This window comes from Planktothrix rubescens CCAP 1459/22 (assembly GCA_904830895.1).
GTDB classification, from domain to species: Bacteria; Cyanobacteriota; Cyanobacteriia; order Cyanobacteriales; family Microcoleaceae; genus Planktothrix; species Planktothrix agardhii.
Genome location: LR882958.1, coordinates 1,017,223 through 1,033,471, shown reverse-complemented (window position 1 = coordinate 1,033,471; position 16,249 = coordinate 1,017,223). Strand labels below are relative to the sequence as shown.

Genomic DNA, 16,249 nt, shown 5'->3' with positions numbered 1-16,249 from the left:
CCGTGTAATCCTCTTAATCCTTGTTCAACTCCTCTCAAAAAATACGGTAAACTGAACAATGGTTAATATAAGCTCCACTTTTCATGACAAATCCTGATCCATCCCAAACTAATCCCAATCTTTGGCCGCAATTATTACAACAACTGTTAGACCGCCAATCCCTTTCTATCACCCAAGCCTCACAATTAATGCAGGGATGGCTCTTAGAAACAATTCCTCCCGTCCTTTCTGGGGCGATTTTGGCGGCAATACAAGCCAAAGGAGTATCAGCGACGGAATTAACCGGAATGGCCTCGGTTTTACAATCCTTTGGCTCCTCGGATACCCTCACCAAAAGCAATTCCGGCATCATTTCTAACTACCGTGTGATTGATACCTGCGGCACCGGGGGCGATGGAGCTTCCACCTTCAATATTTCCACCACCGTTGCCTTTATTGCGGCCGCAGCCGGGGTTCCCGTAGCAAAACATGGAAATCGTTCGGCATCGAGTAAAGTTGGCTCTGCGGACGTATTAGAAGCCTTGGGGATTAACTTAAAAGCACCTTCGGAAAAAGTCAAACAGGCATTATCAACTGTCGGAATCACCTTTTTATTTGCCCCAGGTTGGCATCCCGCCCTCAAAGCCGTGGCCCAACTACGTCAAACTCTGAAAGTCCGAACCGTATTTAATTTATTAGGGCCATTGGTGAATCCCCTATATCCAACCGGACAAATTATTGGGGTTTTTGATCCTAAAATGCTCCCAATTATTGCCCAAGCCTTAAACCAATTAGGTACGGAGGTTGCGATTGTTTTACATGGACGAGAAAGACTTGATGAAGCGGGATTAGGAGATATTACCGACTTAGCAATTTTATCCCAAGGAGAGGTTAAAGTAGCCACTCTCAACCCCCAGGAATTGGGGTTAACTTTCGCTCCCCTAACAGCCCTGAAAGGGGGAGAAGTGCAGGAAAATTCGGAGATTCTAAGAAATTTATTGCAGGGAAAAGGTACACAGGCCCAAAAAGATGTGGTAGCCCTGAATGGGTCTTTAGCCTTACAGGTTGCGGGTGTTGTACCTATGGGCGACCATCAGCACGGAATTCGTTTAGCCCAAGAGATTTTACACAGTGGTGCGGCTTGGTCAAAACTGGAAGAATTGGTTAAATTTCTTCAGGATTAATGTTAACGCACGAAACAGGCAACAGGCAACAAGCAACAGGCAACAGGGGGAATGGTTCATTTATATTTAACTGGCTTCTGGAGTTGGTAAAGTTAGGGGAAGATCCGGTTGAATCGGTGGGGCTTGAAAGACATCTCTTAATGCTTCTTCTAAGGTTGGTCGCATCACAATCCGGTTTTCACTAGCAACAATTACTCGAACTAAGGTGGGTAAACTATTTTCCTCTGCTTCTAAATATAAAGGTTCAACATAAAGTAGGGATTGTTCAATGGGAATCACTAATAAATTCCCTTGAATTACCCGTGATCCTTGACGACTCCAGAGGGAAATCTGCTCGGAAATTTCGGGTTCTTGATTAATTAAAGCTTCTACCTGTTCCGGGCCAAAAATTAGGCGTTGTTTCGGGAAACGATATAATAGTAAACTCCCATAATGTTCGAGATCAGAACGAGCCGCTAACCAGGCGACTAAGTTATTCCGACTAGCAGGAGTAAAGGGAAGCATCAGCATGAATTCCTCGGTTTTTTCCGTCGGTAATCGCATGATTAAATAATAGGGTTCCATGGGTTGTTGTTTACTCGCATAAATTTCTACTGGAACCCGCCAGAGGTCTTCCCGATTATAAAAAACAATCGGATCACTCATGTGATAAGTTAGTAAATGTTGAGATTGAACACTAAATAAATCAACGGGATAGCGAATATGTTGACGCAGGGTGAGGGGCATTTCTTCAATAGAATTAAATAAATCGGGAAAAACCTGTTTCAGTGTGGATATGATCGGATCTTGATCTTCCTCTAATGAATAGAATTTAACCTTACCGTTATAAGCATCAATAATCACTTTCACCGAATTTCTAATATAGTTAAATCCGGCTCCTTCAGGATCGGAATAGGGGTACATATTACTGGTAGTATAAGCATCAATCATCCAATATAAATAGTTATGGTCAATGGATGGCGAGTTAGAATCAGCAACTACTAGATAGGGGTTACTATCATAATGTAGAAAAGGGGCGATCGCTTTTACCCTTTCTAAAATATTGCGCCGAAAAAGTAATTTAGTTTCGGGGGTGAAGTTATCCGTAAATAACATTTGCCAATTTTTTAAATAATAGGCAAATAACAACCGTTTCCATCCAGTTCCAATCACAATTCCGCCCTCGCCATTGTAGATGTTATAAACATTCTCATTTCCCAGGGGAAAATCGAGTTCTTTTACTTTAGTTGAAGTCATTATTTGAGTATTGGTAAGTAACCCGTAATAAAGTCGAGGTTTACCAATAGGAATTATATTTTTAATACGGGGAGAAACTTCTAAGGTTGTATCTTGATCTAATCGTGGATCAGCACCAATATTTTTCACAAAAAATTCAGGAAGACCACCCTCCGCAACCCGATTAACTGGGGAGAGAGTAAAACCATAACCATGGGTATAAACCAAATGTTCGTTAACCCAAGTTTTGGCTTTTTCTGGGACTAATTCATAGTTTAATTCCCTGGGAGAAATGAGTACCTGTTGTTTTTGTAAACCTGTGTTGAACTTTCCTAAAAACTTATCGGGTAGAATAGAATAGCGATCATAATCGGCGTCGGAAAATTCATAATAGAGGCGAATTTGTTGTAATTGACGATTAGTTTGTAATAACGGTCGTTTATCCCAAAGACGAATATTATTGATCGTTAAATTATTATTTTGAATATCGGTATAACTTAGTTTAGCATTTGGATCAAAAGTTTCAACATTAATTTTATCTAAATTAAATCCTTGGCGAGTATATTTAATACTGTATTTAATATAAGGTAATTCTCGTTCTAATTCATTAGGTTGAACAATTAACTGTTGAACTAAATTTGGTATAATACTTACTACCAGAATCGCAAATCCTAAATACCAAGTAAATATTACTCTAAGGGAATAGCTATCTGCGAATAATTTATCTCGGCGTGAATTTCGGTTTTTAATTAGAGATAGTACCCCTATTTTTCTTAAAAAAATATCAATATATGGTCTAACTTTTTTAACCGAAAAAAGAGATTGCCAAATCAGAAAAATAGAAAGAAATATAGCAATTATAGATAACAATAAATAACTGGGTTTTAAGATATTGACATCAGTAAAATCTGCCCCAAATACTACCCCCTGAGTGGAGTATAAAAGTTCATAACGGGCTAACCAATACCGCATCGCACAACTGAACATCAGAAGCCCTGCTAATCCGTGCAGGTGACGTTGCTGAGGGTGAGAAAAACTTGGGAATCGTCCTTGACTGATACTATTTCCAGAGAGTAAATAGATTAAACTACAAGTAATAAAACTAACTGAAAACAATCCAATTAACCAAAATTCTAACAAGTGAGCAATGGGGAGACTAAAAATATAAAAGCTAATATCTCTATTTAATAATGGTTCAATTTGGTTAAAAGAAGTGGGATGAAAATATTGCAAGAAACTTGCCCAATGACTTGATAATAATAGGCTAAAACCAAAGCCAAAAATTAAAGCAATAAAACTAAAAATAATCAGAGGATTCCAGAGAATAGAAATTACTAAAATTAATAAAACAGGGATTTTCCAACTGTAATCTTTAAAATTTTTAATCCATTTCTCGAAAATATTAGGTTCAAACTGGGCGGGTAGATTAGAAAATAGAGGTTGACTCGCATCCCAATGCCAATAACTAATAAAAATCTGGCTATAATGAATAATAATCAAACCTAGTAATAGGGATAAACCCATCACCAGCATTAAAAGCGAAGGTAATCCCAAGGAAAATCGAGGTAAATTCTGATGAGATAAATCAAAAAGATGATCGGGAGGTTTATTTTGTAAATGTTGAGGTAAATATCGATGGCGTCGAGCTATAACTAAATTTCCCATTAACCAAGCTACAGTGATTAATAAACCCAATAGCGCTAACCCAACTTCTATCCATAATCTTCCTTTAAAAACCGACAAATAATCGACTTCTTCAAACCAAAGAAATTCACCCCAAAACTTAGCGGTGAAATCGAGGATAAAGCCCAAACTCAATCCCACTAAAATCACTTTAAAAAACAGATTTTTTCTCGACATGAGATTCAATTAAGCGATGAGAAACTCTTGGGTTTTATTGTAACCGATCAAGCCTAGATGTTGAGACAGGGAATAGCCCCCCAAACCCCCCGTGCACAGGGGGCTAGTAGGGGGGAGGGAACGCCGGATCTGGGAACAGCCCCCCCAAACCCCCCGTGCACGGGGGGCTAGGGGGGGGAGGGAACGCCGGATCTGGGTAGAGGATGTGTAATTAATTTTGTTTAGGTACTTATACCCCGGCCAACTCAGAAACGTCTACAATCAAAAGCGTATTCAGTGGAGTTGATTACCAAAAATGGATATTAAATTAATCCTGACCGTATTAACGGTGTTCTTTACCTTGGGCTGTCTGTTCTTTGGAACCAAAAACGGCTTCTATAACAGCGACGATTACCATGGTAACGGTTCCGCTCATTAATTAGAGGGGCAGGGGGAGTAAACTCTTGCCTCTTGCCCATTCGTAATTCGTAATTCGTAATTACCTCTTGGACTAGCTTTCTGGACACCTTATATGGCACACTGAATTGACTAAGATCAAGATCTGGGAGTAATAATCCTCTGGCCGGGATATCTGATAACACTGTTGACTCTAGGGTTGAGGTCTTCTTCGCCCTTTGTGTCCGGTGGTGAGCTTGAAATCATGGTGTGTGTAGTGAACGAGGACGAAAAAATTGCTGCGGTCAATCAAGGGTTTTGTCAGAAGTTCGGGGCGTGGGAGTCAGTGGTCGCTTGTCGATAGCAAATTATCCCTCAAACTGAATCTGCTCAGTACATTAGTCCGAAGGGACTTAGAGGCACGATACAAAGGTTCGATTCTCGGCAACCTCTGGCCTTTATTGAATCAGTTGTCCCAACTGCTGATTTATACCTATGTTTTTTCCATTGTTCTCAAGGTCAAACTCAATCTTGAGGGTTTTCCCGATAACGAATTAGCCTTTGGCCTGTGGCTATTTGCGGGTTTAATTCCTTGGTTTGCCTTCACAAATGGATTAATTCAAGCAGCCAGTTCCGTTGTCGGACAGCCGAACTTAGTCAAAAAGGTGGTTTTTCCCCTGGGACTATTGCCCCTGGTACCGATTTTCTCCGCCTTTATTGAAAGCTCCTTTGGCTTAGTGGCCTTAATTGGCTTAACCGCCTTGTCTTCTCAAATCCTCCACCCTACCCTTTGGTTACTGCCGTTAGTTTGGATACCCCAAGTCCTATTAACCGCCGGGTTAGGCTACTTAACAGCCGGATTAACCGTATTTCTACGCGATATTCCCCAGAGTTTAGGCGTAATTTTGAACCTTTGGTTTTATGTGACGCCGATTTTATATCCCGTCGCTAAAGTTCCTGAATCCTGGCAATTTTGGATTGTTTGGTGTAATCCCATTACTGGACTTTCAGAAAGCTATCGAGATTTAGTTTTAGTCGGGGAAATGAGACATTGGGGAGAATTAGCCATGTCCTCAATATTCGCCCTGGTTATGTTTTGTTTAGGCCTATGGGTTTATAGACGGTTGCGTCCAGCCTTTGCTGACGTTTTGTAGCGGTGACAGTTCCTCACACAACTCACACACAAACTGATCACTGATAAACCACCGAAATCAACATCGAATGACCGAAATTGCTATATCTGTTAATCACGTCTCTAAATGCTTCAAACGTTATCGCCATCCGGTGGATAGATTGAAGGAAATTTTTGTGCCTGGAAAGAGTCTGGCTCATAATTTTTGGGCATTGCAAGATATTAATTTAGAAGTTTGGAAAGGCCAAACTTTAGGGGTTGTTGGGCGCAATGGTTCGGGAAAAAGTACCCTATTACAAATAATTGTTGGAACTTTAACCCCAACTCAAGGAGATGTGCAAGTTAATGGTCGAGTTTCAGCATTATTAGAACTCGGTAGTGGTTTTAATCCTGAATTTACTGGGCGACAAAATGTATTTTTTAATGGTCAATTATTGGGATTAAAAACCCATGAAATTGAAGCCAAATTTGATAGTATTGCTGCTTTTGCTGATATTGGAGATTTTATTGATCAACCTGTCAAAACCTATTCCAGTGGAATGTATGTGCGTTTAGGATTTGCGGTAGCTACCAGTGTTGATCCTGATATTTTAATTGTTGATGAAGCCTTATCCGTTGGGGATGAAGCCTTTCAACGTAAATGTTTTAGTCGAATTCATGAAATCAAAGATCGGGGTGGAACCATTTTATTTGTCTCCCATTCAGCCCCTTCAATTATTCAACTCTGTGACTCGGCTGTATTAATGGATCGGGGAGAATTGTTACTCGAACATACTCCTAAAATGATCATTTCTAAATATCAAAAAATGATCTATGCCGATACCGATCAAATGGCAATGATTCGAGAGGAAATTAGACATTTAAACCAGAAATCTTCCCAGTCTTCCGAACAGCCTTCGGAACCTTCTAAACCAAATAATCTGCACCCTGAAAATCCCGCATCTCCATCAGTTTTACCTAGTTTTAGCTCAAAAAATGGACATTACAAAGATTATTTTGATCCCAAATTAGTTCCTGATCATCCGATTAAATATCCTTCCCGTGGGGCTGAAATTTTAGAACCCCATATTATTACTTTAGGGGGTGAAACGGTTAATCATTTAGTCGCTCGAAATAGTTATATTTACACCTATTCCGTGAAATTTGATAAACTCGCCTCCCATGTTCGCTTTGGAATGTTAATTAAAACCGTGAGTGGATTTGAATTAGCGGGAGCTTCCTTTTTAGCCACATCTCAGTCGATTAAACAGATTGAACCCGGAACAACCATTGCCATCAAATTTAAGTTTGAATGTCAATTATCACCGGATGTTTATTTCCTGAATGCGGGAGTTTCTGGTATTGTAGAGGGTGAATTCACTTATTTAGATCGCTGTATTGATGTTGGGATGTTCCGAGTTCAACCCTATGAAGATTCCTGTAGCACTGGGGTAGTGGACTTGTTGATTGAACCCAGTTTAAAAATCAAGTCCGGTTTAGTAAAAACAGCATCGGAACTATAGCAATCCGCACCGAGGTTGTAAGAATATTATCTGGTATTCCCTATTCCCCTTTTTGTGATTAAAACGCTGAAATAGAAACCAAACACAAGAACATGATGGATACAACTAACACCACCTCTCCCGTTATTATTATTGCTGGAATGCACCGTTCAGGAACCTCTTTAACCGCTTCCCTACTGCAAAATCTAGGGGTTAATATTGGTAAACAGTTAGTCGGTGTAGACTATGGGAATATTAAAGGTCATTTTGAAAATGTTGATTTTGTAGACTTTCACAAATCTGTTTTTAAAAGCCATGATATTGATGAACTGGGGTGTGTATTCTCAGGGGAAATCTCTCTCACAGAACAAGAGATAGAATCCGCTAAAAAACTGATTGAAATTAATCAAGATTCTTCTTCAGCCTGGGGATGGAAAGATCCTAGAACTACTTTATTTTTAGACTTTTGGCATCAATTATTACCCCAGGCTAAGTTTATTTTTGTCTATCGTTCTCCCTGGGAAGTTATCGACTCTTTATATCGTCGGGCGACGGATGCTATCTTACTAGACCATCCCGAAATTGCTATCCAAATGTGGAGCAATTATAACCGCAAAATTTTAGAATTTTATCATAAATATCCCGATAATTGCCTATTAGCAAATGTTTATACTGTTGGCAATCAAACGGCTGATTTTATCAAACAAATCAATCATAAATTTAATCTTAATTTACAGGGTGAATTTTCCAATCAATTTGAACCGTCCCTATTAGTAAATCGGATTTTAGCGACTCCAAAACCCCTATTTATTAAAGCCTATTTTCCTGAATCCATCGAACTATATCAGACCTTAGAAAACAATGCTTATCCATTAAATAGCCATTTAACGGCATTGGAATTAGAGAGTTTAAATCAACCTTTATCAGCCGATTGGGTGTTTGAAGATTGGGCAAAACTCAGAAAATTAGAAAAAAATCAGTCTGTTCTAGCAAAAGACTTAGATATTTTGCTCAAAGATAGAGATATTTTACAAAAAGATATTCAAGAATGGCAAGAACGTTTTGACGATGCCGTTGAACGTTTAATTAAAACTGAAAATCTCCTGGGTGAAACTCAATTAAAACTCAATGGTATAGAAGTTAAAGCCGAGGAAGCTATAACTAAGTTAATCTCTACAGAAGCAGAATTAGGCAAAACCCAAGGGGAATTAGAAGGGTTTAAAACCCGATTTGAGCAGGCGGTAGATAAACTCGTCACCACAGAAATAGAATTAGGTCAAACCCAGGGGCAATTACAAGCTGTAGATGCCAAATATCAAGAAATATTAAGGCGCTGCCTTCAATCAGAAACGGAACTGGGAATTACTCAATTTCAATTCCAAGATTTAAGTATTCAATATCAAGATGGACTGACCAAACTTTTAACCTTAGAAGATGAACTAGGTCGAACTCAAATGAAATTGTTGGGAGCAGAATCTCAATTTGAACAAGCCTTAAATAAAATATTCAGTTTAGAAGATGAACTGGGTAAAGCCCAACAGGAAATTGTCGCTATGAAGTCCTCCAAATTTTGGAAACTGCGAGGAAAATGGCTGGGTGCTAAACGACGTTTAAAACAATTTCGCCGTCGATTTATTTACTCGCTGGATTTTCCCCTGAATTGGGAATTAATTGGATTTACGGAGAAATTTTTGAATATTTCCGGTTGGTGTTTTTATACTGGAAATCAACAACTAAAAGCGGTGAGAGCTAGAATAGGCAAGGATATTTTTGCCGGAGAATATGGAATTGAACGTCAAGATGTGGCGGATATTCATTCAGTTTATTCTCAGGCAAAATCATCAGGATTTTATTTGCAAATTCGCGTTCCTCAAGGCAATTCCTTAGTAGAATTAGAAGCCCAAGATAGTAATGGAAAATGGACGGTATTTGCCCGTTATCCCCTAACGGCTTCTAGCTTAAGAGCCTCCTTTGATGTGCCGTCACAGTGGGAACAACGACAGGGACAAATCCTATTTGCGGGCTGGTGTTGCCATCCTAATCAGCGAATTACACAATTAAAATTAATCTATGGTAATCAATGGGTAATTTGTGCCTATGGGTTACGTCGTGTCGATGTAGGGCAGGTTTTTCCTAAGTGGATAGGAAGCGCCGAAAGTGGGTTTGAAGCATTAATTGATTTACCCCCAGGAACTTGGGAAATTAGTTTAGAAGCCCATTTAGAAAATGGCGAAATTCTGATTTATAACTGTCCTCAAACTCTCCAAATTTATCGTTATGGATTATTAGAAAAAAGCACCGCAAAAGTCAAACAAGTTTCTCGTTATACGGCAGCCATTCAAAAACGAATAGGAGAACGAAAACAACGTTTAGGCCGTCTCTTACCGATGCCTTGGGAAATTCCAGCAATTCTGCGGCAAATGAACCTGATGTATCGGCAAACAACCGTTCCCCAGGGGGATTTTTTACCCCCCCAAGGCTTTGAATTACTGCAACCAATTGAACCCTATCAGGCTTGGTTAGTTGCTAATCAATGGACAGAACGCAGTTTAGAGTCTTTAAAAACTCGATTAACAGTTTATTCGCCAGAAATATTGCCTAAAATTTCTGTGGTTATGCCCGTTTATAACCCCCCGATTGAATTCTTGGAAAAAGCGATTCAAAGTGTAATTAACCAAGTTTATACTAATTGGGAATTATGTATTGCCGATGATTGTAGTACCAATACCCAAGTCATAGAATTATTAACTGAATATGCAGCAAAAGATGCTCGAATTAAAGTCTATTTACGCACCGAAAATGGTAATATTAGCGTGGCTACTAATAGTGCAGCCAGTCAAGCTACAGGGGAATTTATTGCCTTTTTAGATAACGATGACGAATTAACCCCCGATGCGTTAGGGGAAATGGCATTATATTTAATCCAATATCCCGAAACCGATTTTCTCTATTCCGACGACGATAAAATTGACCCCGATGGCAAAAGATTTGCCCCCCAATTTAAGCCCGATTGGTCGCCCCAACTCTTGCTTTCCTATATGTATATGGGGCATTTATTAGTAGTTAGACGAGGGATTTTTGAGAAATTAGACGGATTTAGAATTGGATTTGAAGGGTCACAGGATTATGATTTTGCCCTGCGAGCAACGGAAATTTCTCGCCAGATTGGTCATATTCCTTTAGTTCTCTATCATTGGCGCACCGCCCCCGGCTCAACGGCCGTTTCTGGAGCGGCAAAACCCGCGAGTTTTGATGCCGGAAAACACGCGATTCAAGAAGCCTTAACCCGTCTTCAAAGTTCAGGAAAAGTTTATCAACCGAATTGGGCCAGTGAACTGAATCTAGGAATTTTTTATCATCAATTTCCCGACCAAGGGCCGTCCGTAACGATTATTATTCCGACTAAAAATCAACTTAAATTACTCCAGGCTTGTGTCGAATCAATTAAAAAAACAACCTATCAAAATTATCAGGTTGTGATTATTGATAACGAAAGCGACGACCCCAAAACCCTAGAGTATTTCAAGAAAATCAGCGACACCGAAAAAATATCAGTTTTAAAAATAGCTAATCAAGGAAAATTCAACTTTGCTGCGATTAATAATCGGGCGGTGGAACAGGTGAATACGGATTATGTATTATTCCTGAATAATGACACGGAAGTGATTAATTCCCATTGGTTAACTCAGATGATGGGTTATGCTCACATCCGAGGCGTAGGGGCAGTTGGGGCGCGGTTAATTTATCCCGATGACCGGATTCAACACGCTGGAATATTACATGGACTCCATCATGGTTTGGCGGGTCATGCTTTTAAGTTAACCCACCGTCAAGATTTCGGTTATTTAGCCTATTCTAAAGTCGTCAGAAATTATTCGGCGGTGACGGCGGCTTGTTTATTAACTCCTCGTCAATTGTTCTTAGATTTAGGGGGATTTAATCAAGTTGATTTTGCCGTTGCTTACAATGATGTGGATTATGGATATAGATTATTTGAACAGGGTTATCAATCGGTTTATTGCCCGGAAGCGGAATTAATTCACCGAGAAGGAACCAGTCGGGGTTATAAAGATGACCCGAAAGAAGTGGCAAAATTCCGTCGCCAATATGCCGATAAAATTGATCCGTTTTATAACCCTAATTTATCCTTAGATAATGAATGGTTTCAAATTCAACCTCGACGCTATCAATTGAAATCAACGGTTAATTCTGCCCCGATTCCTAAAATTTTAATGTGCAGTAATGCCTTAGAATATACGGGCGCACCGTTGCATCAATTTGAAATTGTCGTTAAGTTAGTCTCAGAAGGAAAACTAGAACCGACGATTTTCTGTGTTGATGATGGGCCGTTACGCTATGCCTATGAACAGCAGGGAATTAGAGTAATTGTTCGAGAACATCCCCTAGCTAATATTTATCAACGGGAAGCCTATAATACTGTCATTGAAAGATTAGCAAATGAACTACAAATAGAACAATTTGATCTAGTTTATGCTAATACTTTAGAAACCTTTTTTATGGTGGATTGTGCTAAACAAAAATCAATTCCTTGTGTGTGGAATATCCATGAAAGTCAGGCTTGGCAAACCTATTTTAATGGATTGGGTTCGGAAATTTCAGCCCGAGCCTTAGAGTGTTTTCAATTCCCCTATCGGGTGATATTTGTTGCCGATGCAACCCGAAATCTTTATCAATCTTTAAATAGTCATCATAACTTTACGGTGATTCATAATGGTTTAGATATTCAAAGGTTACTGAAAACATCGGAACAGCTAACTCGAATTGCAGCCAGAACCGCGTTATCAATAGCAGAAGATGAAATTGTGATTCTGTTACTAGGAACGGTTTGTGAACGCAAAGGACAAAAGGATTTGCTCGAAGCGTTACCCCTATTATCAACGGAATATCATCACAAAATTCGTTGTTTTATTGTTGGCGATCGCCCCAGTATTTATAGCACCGAATTAGCTCGATTAAAAACCCAACTTCCCGATACTTTAAAACAGCGATTAACCCTGGTTCCCGAAACTCCAGAAACCGCCCAATATTTCCTGGCTGCGGATATTTTCGTCTGTACCTCTCGCGTGGAAAGTTATCCCAGAGTGATTATGGAAGCCATGGGATATAACCTACCGATTATCACCACTCCCGTATTTGGAATTCCTGAACAGGTGCGTCCTGAAATTAATGGTTTATTTTACACGCCCCACCAACCGGAAGAATTAGCCAAATGTTTAACATCGCTATTAGAAAACCCGGATTTAAGACAGGAATTTGCTCAAAATTCCCAGTATGTTTTGGAGTCTCTGAATACCTTTGAGGAAATGACTCAAAGTTATTTAGAAATCTTCCAAGAAGCCTATTTTATTAATCCCTATCCGGCTTCTAATTCCTTCTTTTCTTCCCAATCCGTTGAATCCTTAGAGATTCAGATTAACCCCCCTTCTGCGGTCACGATTTCCGCCGTCGAAGTCAATCATCCTGAACCTGAAATTGCCGAACCTCAAGCGAAAAATTATTGGGAAACAAATCCTAATGCCGCCGCCAGTCAATGGGTTTCTAATCCGATTATTGGGGATACCATCCATCAAAGAATGTCTGGAGGTCAAACCCAAAAATATTGGTTACGGTGGTTAATTGAAGATTATTTTGTCGGTCAAAAATTTAATCATCTGATTTCCTTGGGATGTGGGATTGGGAATCATGAAATTTTGATGGCGGAATTGGAATTTGCTCAACACATTGATGCCTTTGACTTTTCGGAATCTTCCTTAGAAATTGCCCGAAAAGACGCTAAAAAAGCTGGAGTTAAGGTTAATTTTTATCAGGAAGATTTTAATACCTTTAACCTGAATCCAGAGGTTAAATATGATGTAGCATTTTGTTCGGGTTCTCTGCATCACGTTCGGGAACTAGAACGATTTTTAGAAATGGTTCATAAGGCGTTACATCCCCAGGGCTATTTCATTATTAATGAATATGTTGGGGCTAATTATTGCATCTACAATAAACGCCAGGTGGAACTAATCAACCGCCTATACCAATGTTTCCATAAATTAATTCGTTCTGGGATTATGGAAAATAAATTTATTAATCCCAGTATTCATCAAGTCTTTGCCACTGACCCCTCAGAAGCGGTTCGTTCTCAACTGATTTTACCCTTTATTGAGTATTATTTTGATATTGAACTATTCAATCCGTTTGGGGGCGCAATTCTTCATCCTCTGTATCCTTTATTAGATCATAATCAGTTTTTACCCGGTGATCCGAAAGGAGAAACACTAATTAAACTTTTGTTGGAATTTGAACAAATATTAATGGAAATTCCTGGGGGTTTAGAATCGGATTTCTGTTTGTGTGTATTGCGTCCTAAACGCTTTTAAATCAGTTATCAGTCATCAGTCATCAGTTATCAGTGAAAGAGTTAAGCTTTTACGAATAAATTCCAGCTACAACTCTTTCGGTGTTACCTGTTCCCTGTTCCCTACTATACTTTTCTGATGATAGTGATCAGTTCATTCCAATTATCAAAAATCTTTTCCAAAGTAAAAGGAAACCCAAGTTGGTGTTTTAAGGTGAGCAGAAAATCCACAAAATCGGCAGTTGTCCAAACATGAAAATGGATACTAAAATCTCGCCTCATCAATTCTTTAACCATCCATTCTGCTTTGGTTTCATCTGTTTCTTTTTCTACTAATTCAATCCATTCTTCATAATGATTTTGTCGAGACCATTCCGCGCCCTGTTGGTAATCTTTTAATAAATGTTCAATAGAAGTGACTGGGCGATCGCAATCAAAACAAGTTCGTTTTTCGGGAACAGCTAAATATAAAATCCCGTCTTTCTTAATCACCCGTAATAAATTTTCAATCGTCAGGATCGGGTTTTGGCAATGTTCAATAAAATGATTTGCAATCACAAAATCCTGGGTTTCATTCTCAACTGTTTTTAGGAATTCACCATTATCAATAATATCGACAGGAACTAAATTAACATCAGCTAACTCAGGATAATGTTTTCTTAAATCAGGAACACTCATCCGATCCACATATTGAACATGAGCGGATAAAGGAACCTCCAGAGGATGATTTAATGCTCCAACTTCAATGCCATTTCCCTGTAAATATCGGTTGGCAAAAAAACGACGAAACGTATAAATTGGAGAAAGTGTTTCAGCATCAGCCGTGAGTGTCATAATTTAATGTCCTCAGCAGTTCATTCTTAATTTACATTTAATTTTCAGTCAATTCATAACCGAAACAGTTAACCATTTAGAGTATAATCCTAAATTGAGTTGAAAATTTATTCAATTTTGTTCAGTTCCTGCGGTGCGGAGTTATCTTGATTTGGACAGGCGGAAAATTGAACGAATGGGAATCATTCCCGTTGATGATTTAACTCTCAATCTGGAGGCATATCACAGTTGATTCAACAAGCAAAGACAATTGATTCAAAACCGATCACTGCACCCCAGTTTATCATTCTTGGGGTACAAAAGGGGGGAACCAATTCCCTCTATCAGTATCTATGTCAACACCCTCAAATTGTATCGGCAACCCAAAAGGAAATCCATTTTTTTACGCTAAATTATCAGCAGGGTTTAGAATGGTATGAATCCCAGTTTTCCCCGGAAGCTGATGGCAAGCAATTGATTACTGGGGAAGGTTCTCCCTATTATTTCTTTCATCCCTTAGTACCCCAGCGAATTTATGAATTTTTTCCTAAAACTCGGTTTATTGTATTATTGAGAAATCCGGTAGATCGGGCGATTTCCCATTATTATTGGGAAGTGAAACTGGGGTATGAATCTCTCTCTTTGGAAGATGCGATCGCCCAAGAAACTCAACGGCTACAAGGAGAAGCCGAAAAAATGGGTTCAGATCCGACTTATTTTAGTTTTAACCATCAACATTATTCCTACCTTTCCAGGGGAATATATATTGATCAACTGCAAAGATGGATGAAGTTTTTTCCCAGGGAACAATTTTTGATTCTGAGGAGTGAAGATTTATATTCAGATTCCGAAAAAGGGGTAAATCAAGTTTTTGATTTTTTAGGACTACCAAATTATCAATTATTGAGTTATGATAAATACAATGTTAATAGTTATCCCAATATTGACCCAATTATTCGTCAGCAGTTACAAGATTATTTTCAGCCGTTTAACCAAAAATTAACAGATTTTTTAGGTCAAGATTGGAGTTGGGAAATCCCCAATAATTTCTCTAATTCAACGCCTAAATTACCAGATTTATCTGAAAATACAAGTTCTCAACCCATCTTAAACTCAGTTAAAATCATGAAAAAAGTTGATTATGAATCCGCCTGGGATGACTATGCTAAAAATTGGCAAAGTGTCAGATCTGAAGAAGTTTATAGAGGAGATGAATGGATTGGATTTGCTGCGGGTGCAGCGACTTCCTTAGCGGAATATGAAGCCCTAATTGAAAACCAATTTATTGCCCCTTATATTCAGAAACACCATCAGGTTTTAGAAATTGGTGTGGGGGGAGGAAAAACGGCAGCTTTGCTCCTGAAATATTGCGATCGTCTGGTCTGTGCTGATATTTCCAAAGAACTCCTGAATGCCACCCACAAACGTCTGGGAGATGAACGGGTTAGATATGTTAAATTAGATGGTTTAACCTTAGATGGAATTGCACCTAACTCCCTAGATGTTTGTTTTTGTTATGACACCCTGGTACACATAGAACCACGAGATATTTTTAACTATTTAACTCGAATCCCCGCTTTATTAAAAGGCGATCGCCTCTGTATTTTTCACCATACCAATCTATTAAGTGAATTAGGCTGGGAAAAATTCTTACAGGATTGGGATAAAAACCTATTGGGAAACCGACATGGAACCGCTTTTTCCTTAATGACTGATACCATTATGGAGAAATTTTTAACCCATCTTAACTATGAAATTATCCGAAAAGATAATGAGTCTGTACCCAGAGACTGCGTTTGGGTTTGTAAAGCACCCGAAGTTATCAGTTATCAGTGATCAGTTATCAGTT

At 39.0% G+C, this 16,249-nt stretch carries 8 protein-coding genes; 6 read left to right on the top strand and 2 right to left on the bottom strand.

Annotated elements, in window-relative coordinates; all coding sequences use genetic code 11:
* Nucleotides 1–83: 83 nt before the first annotated feature.
* On the top strand, nt 84–1,163 hold the full coding sequence (gene trpD / locus NMG86_RS04810) for an anthranilate phosphoribosyltransferase (RefSeq protein ID WP_026797136.1): 1,080 nt from the start codon (nt 84–86) through the stop codon (nt 1,161–1,163).
* Between the two features lie 66 nt (nt 1,164–1,229).
* Here trpD and NMG86_RS04805 read toward each other — a convergent pair whose 3' ends face one another.
* Nucleotides 1,230–4,238, bottom strand: coding sequence for a UPF0182 family protein (locus tag NMG86_RS04805; protein ID WP_026797135.1), 3,009 nt, complete (start codon nt 4,236–4,238; stop codon nt 1,230–1,232).
* A gap of 295 nt (nt 4,239–4,533) precedes the next feature.
* Here NMG86_RS04805 and NMG86_RS04800 point away from each other — a divergent pair, with 295 nt between their 5' ends.
* The 4 genes from NMG86_RS04800 (at nt 4,534) to NMG86_RS04785 (ending at nt 13,609) form a co-directional block, all read left to right on the top strand.
* Complete coding sequence (locus NMG86_RS04800) at nt 4,534–4,656, top strand: DUF8629 family protein (protein ID WP_087882202.1); 123 nt, start codon at nt 4,534–4,536, stop codon at nt 4,654–4,656.
* 265 nt (nt 4,657–4,921) lie between these two features.
* The gene (locus tag NMG86_RS04795) at nt 4,922–5,767 is read left to right on the top strand and encodes an ABC transporter permease (protein WP_026788901.1); all 846 of its coding nucleotides are present in this window, start codon (nt 4,922–4,924) and stop codon (nt 5,765–5,767) included.
* A 67-nt stretch (nt 5,768–5,834) separates the two neighbouring features.
* Nucleotides 5,835–7,247: an ABC transporter ATP-binding protein gene (locus NMG86_RS04790; RefSeq protein WP_026797134.1), complete on the top strand. Its 1,413-nt coding sequence runs from the start codon at nt 5,835–5,837 to the stop codon at nt 7,245–7,247.
* Nucleotides 7,248–7,342: 95 nt separating this feature from the next.
* Nucleotides 7,343–13,609: a glycosyltransferase gene (locus NMG86_RS04785; RefSeq protein ID WP_026797133.1), complete on the top strand. Its 6,267-nt coding sequence runs from the start codon at nt 7,343–7,345 to the stop codon at nt 13,607–13,609.
* Nucleotides 13,610–13,713: 104 nt separating this feature from the next.
* Here NMG86_RS04785 and NMG86_RS04780 read toward each other — a convergent pair whose 3' ends face one another.
* Complete coding sequence (locus tag NMG86_RS04780; RefSeq protein ID WP_227350367.1) at nt 13,714–14,421, bottom strand: methyltransferase domain-containing protein; 708 nt, start codon at nt 14,419–14,421, stop codon at nt 13,714–13,716.
* A 228-nt stretch (nt 14,422–14,649) separates the two neighbouring features.
* Between NMG86_RS04780 and NMG86_RS04775 the strand changes: the two genes are divergently transcribed.
* Complete coding sequence (locus NMG86_RS04775; protein ID WP_237747583.1) at nt 14,650–16,236, top strand: sulfotransferase domain-containing protein; 1,587 nt, start codon at nt 14,650–14,652, stop codon at nt 16,234–16,236.
* Nucleotides 16,237–16,249 lie beyond the last annotated feature (13 nt).

Coding starts and splice junctions, on each gene's coding strand:
- NMG86_RS04800 (WP_087882202.1), top strand. CDS start 4,534: ATGGATATTAAATTAATCCTGACCGTATTAACGGTGTTCTTTACCTTG.
- NMG86_RS04780 (WP_227350367.1), bottom strand. CDS start 14,421: ATGACACTCACGGCTGATGCTGAAACACTTTCTCCAATTTATACGTTT.
- trpD (WP_026797136.1), top strand. CDS start 84: ATGACAAATCCTGATCCATCCCAAACTAATCCCAATCTTTGGCCGCAA.
- NMG86_RS04805 (WP_026797135.1), bottom strand. CDS start 4,238: ATGTCGAGAAAAAATCTGTTTTTTAAAGTGATTTTAGTGGGATTGAGT.
- NMG86_RS04785 (WP_026797133.1), top strand. CDS start 7,343: ATGGATACAACTAACACCACCTCTCCCGTTATTATTATTGCTGGAATG.
- NMG86_RS04790 (WP_026797134.1), top strand. CDS start 5,835: ATGACCGAAATTGCTATATCTGTTAATCACGTCTCTAAATGCTTCAAA.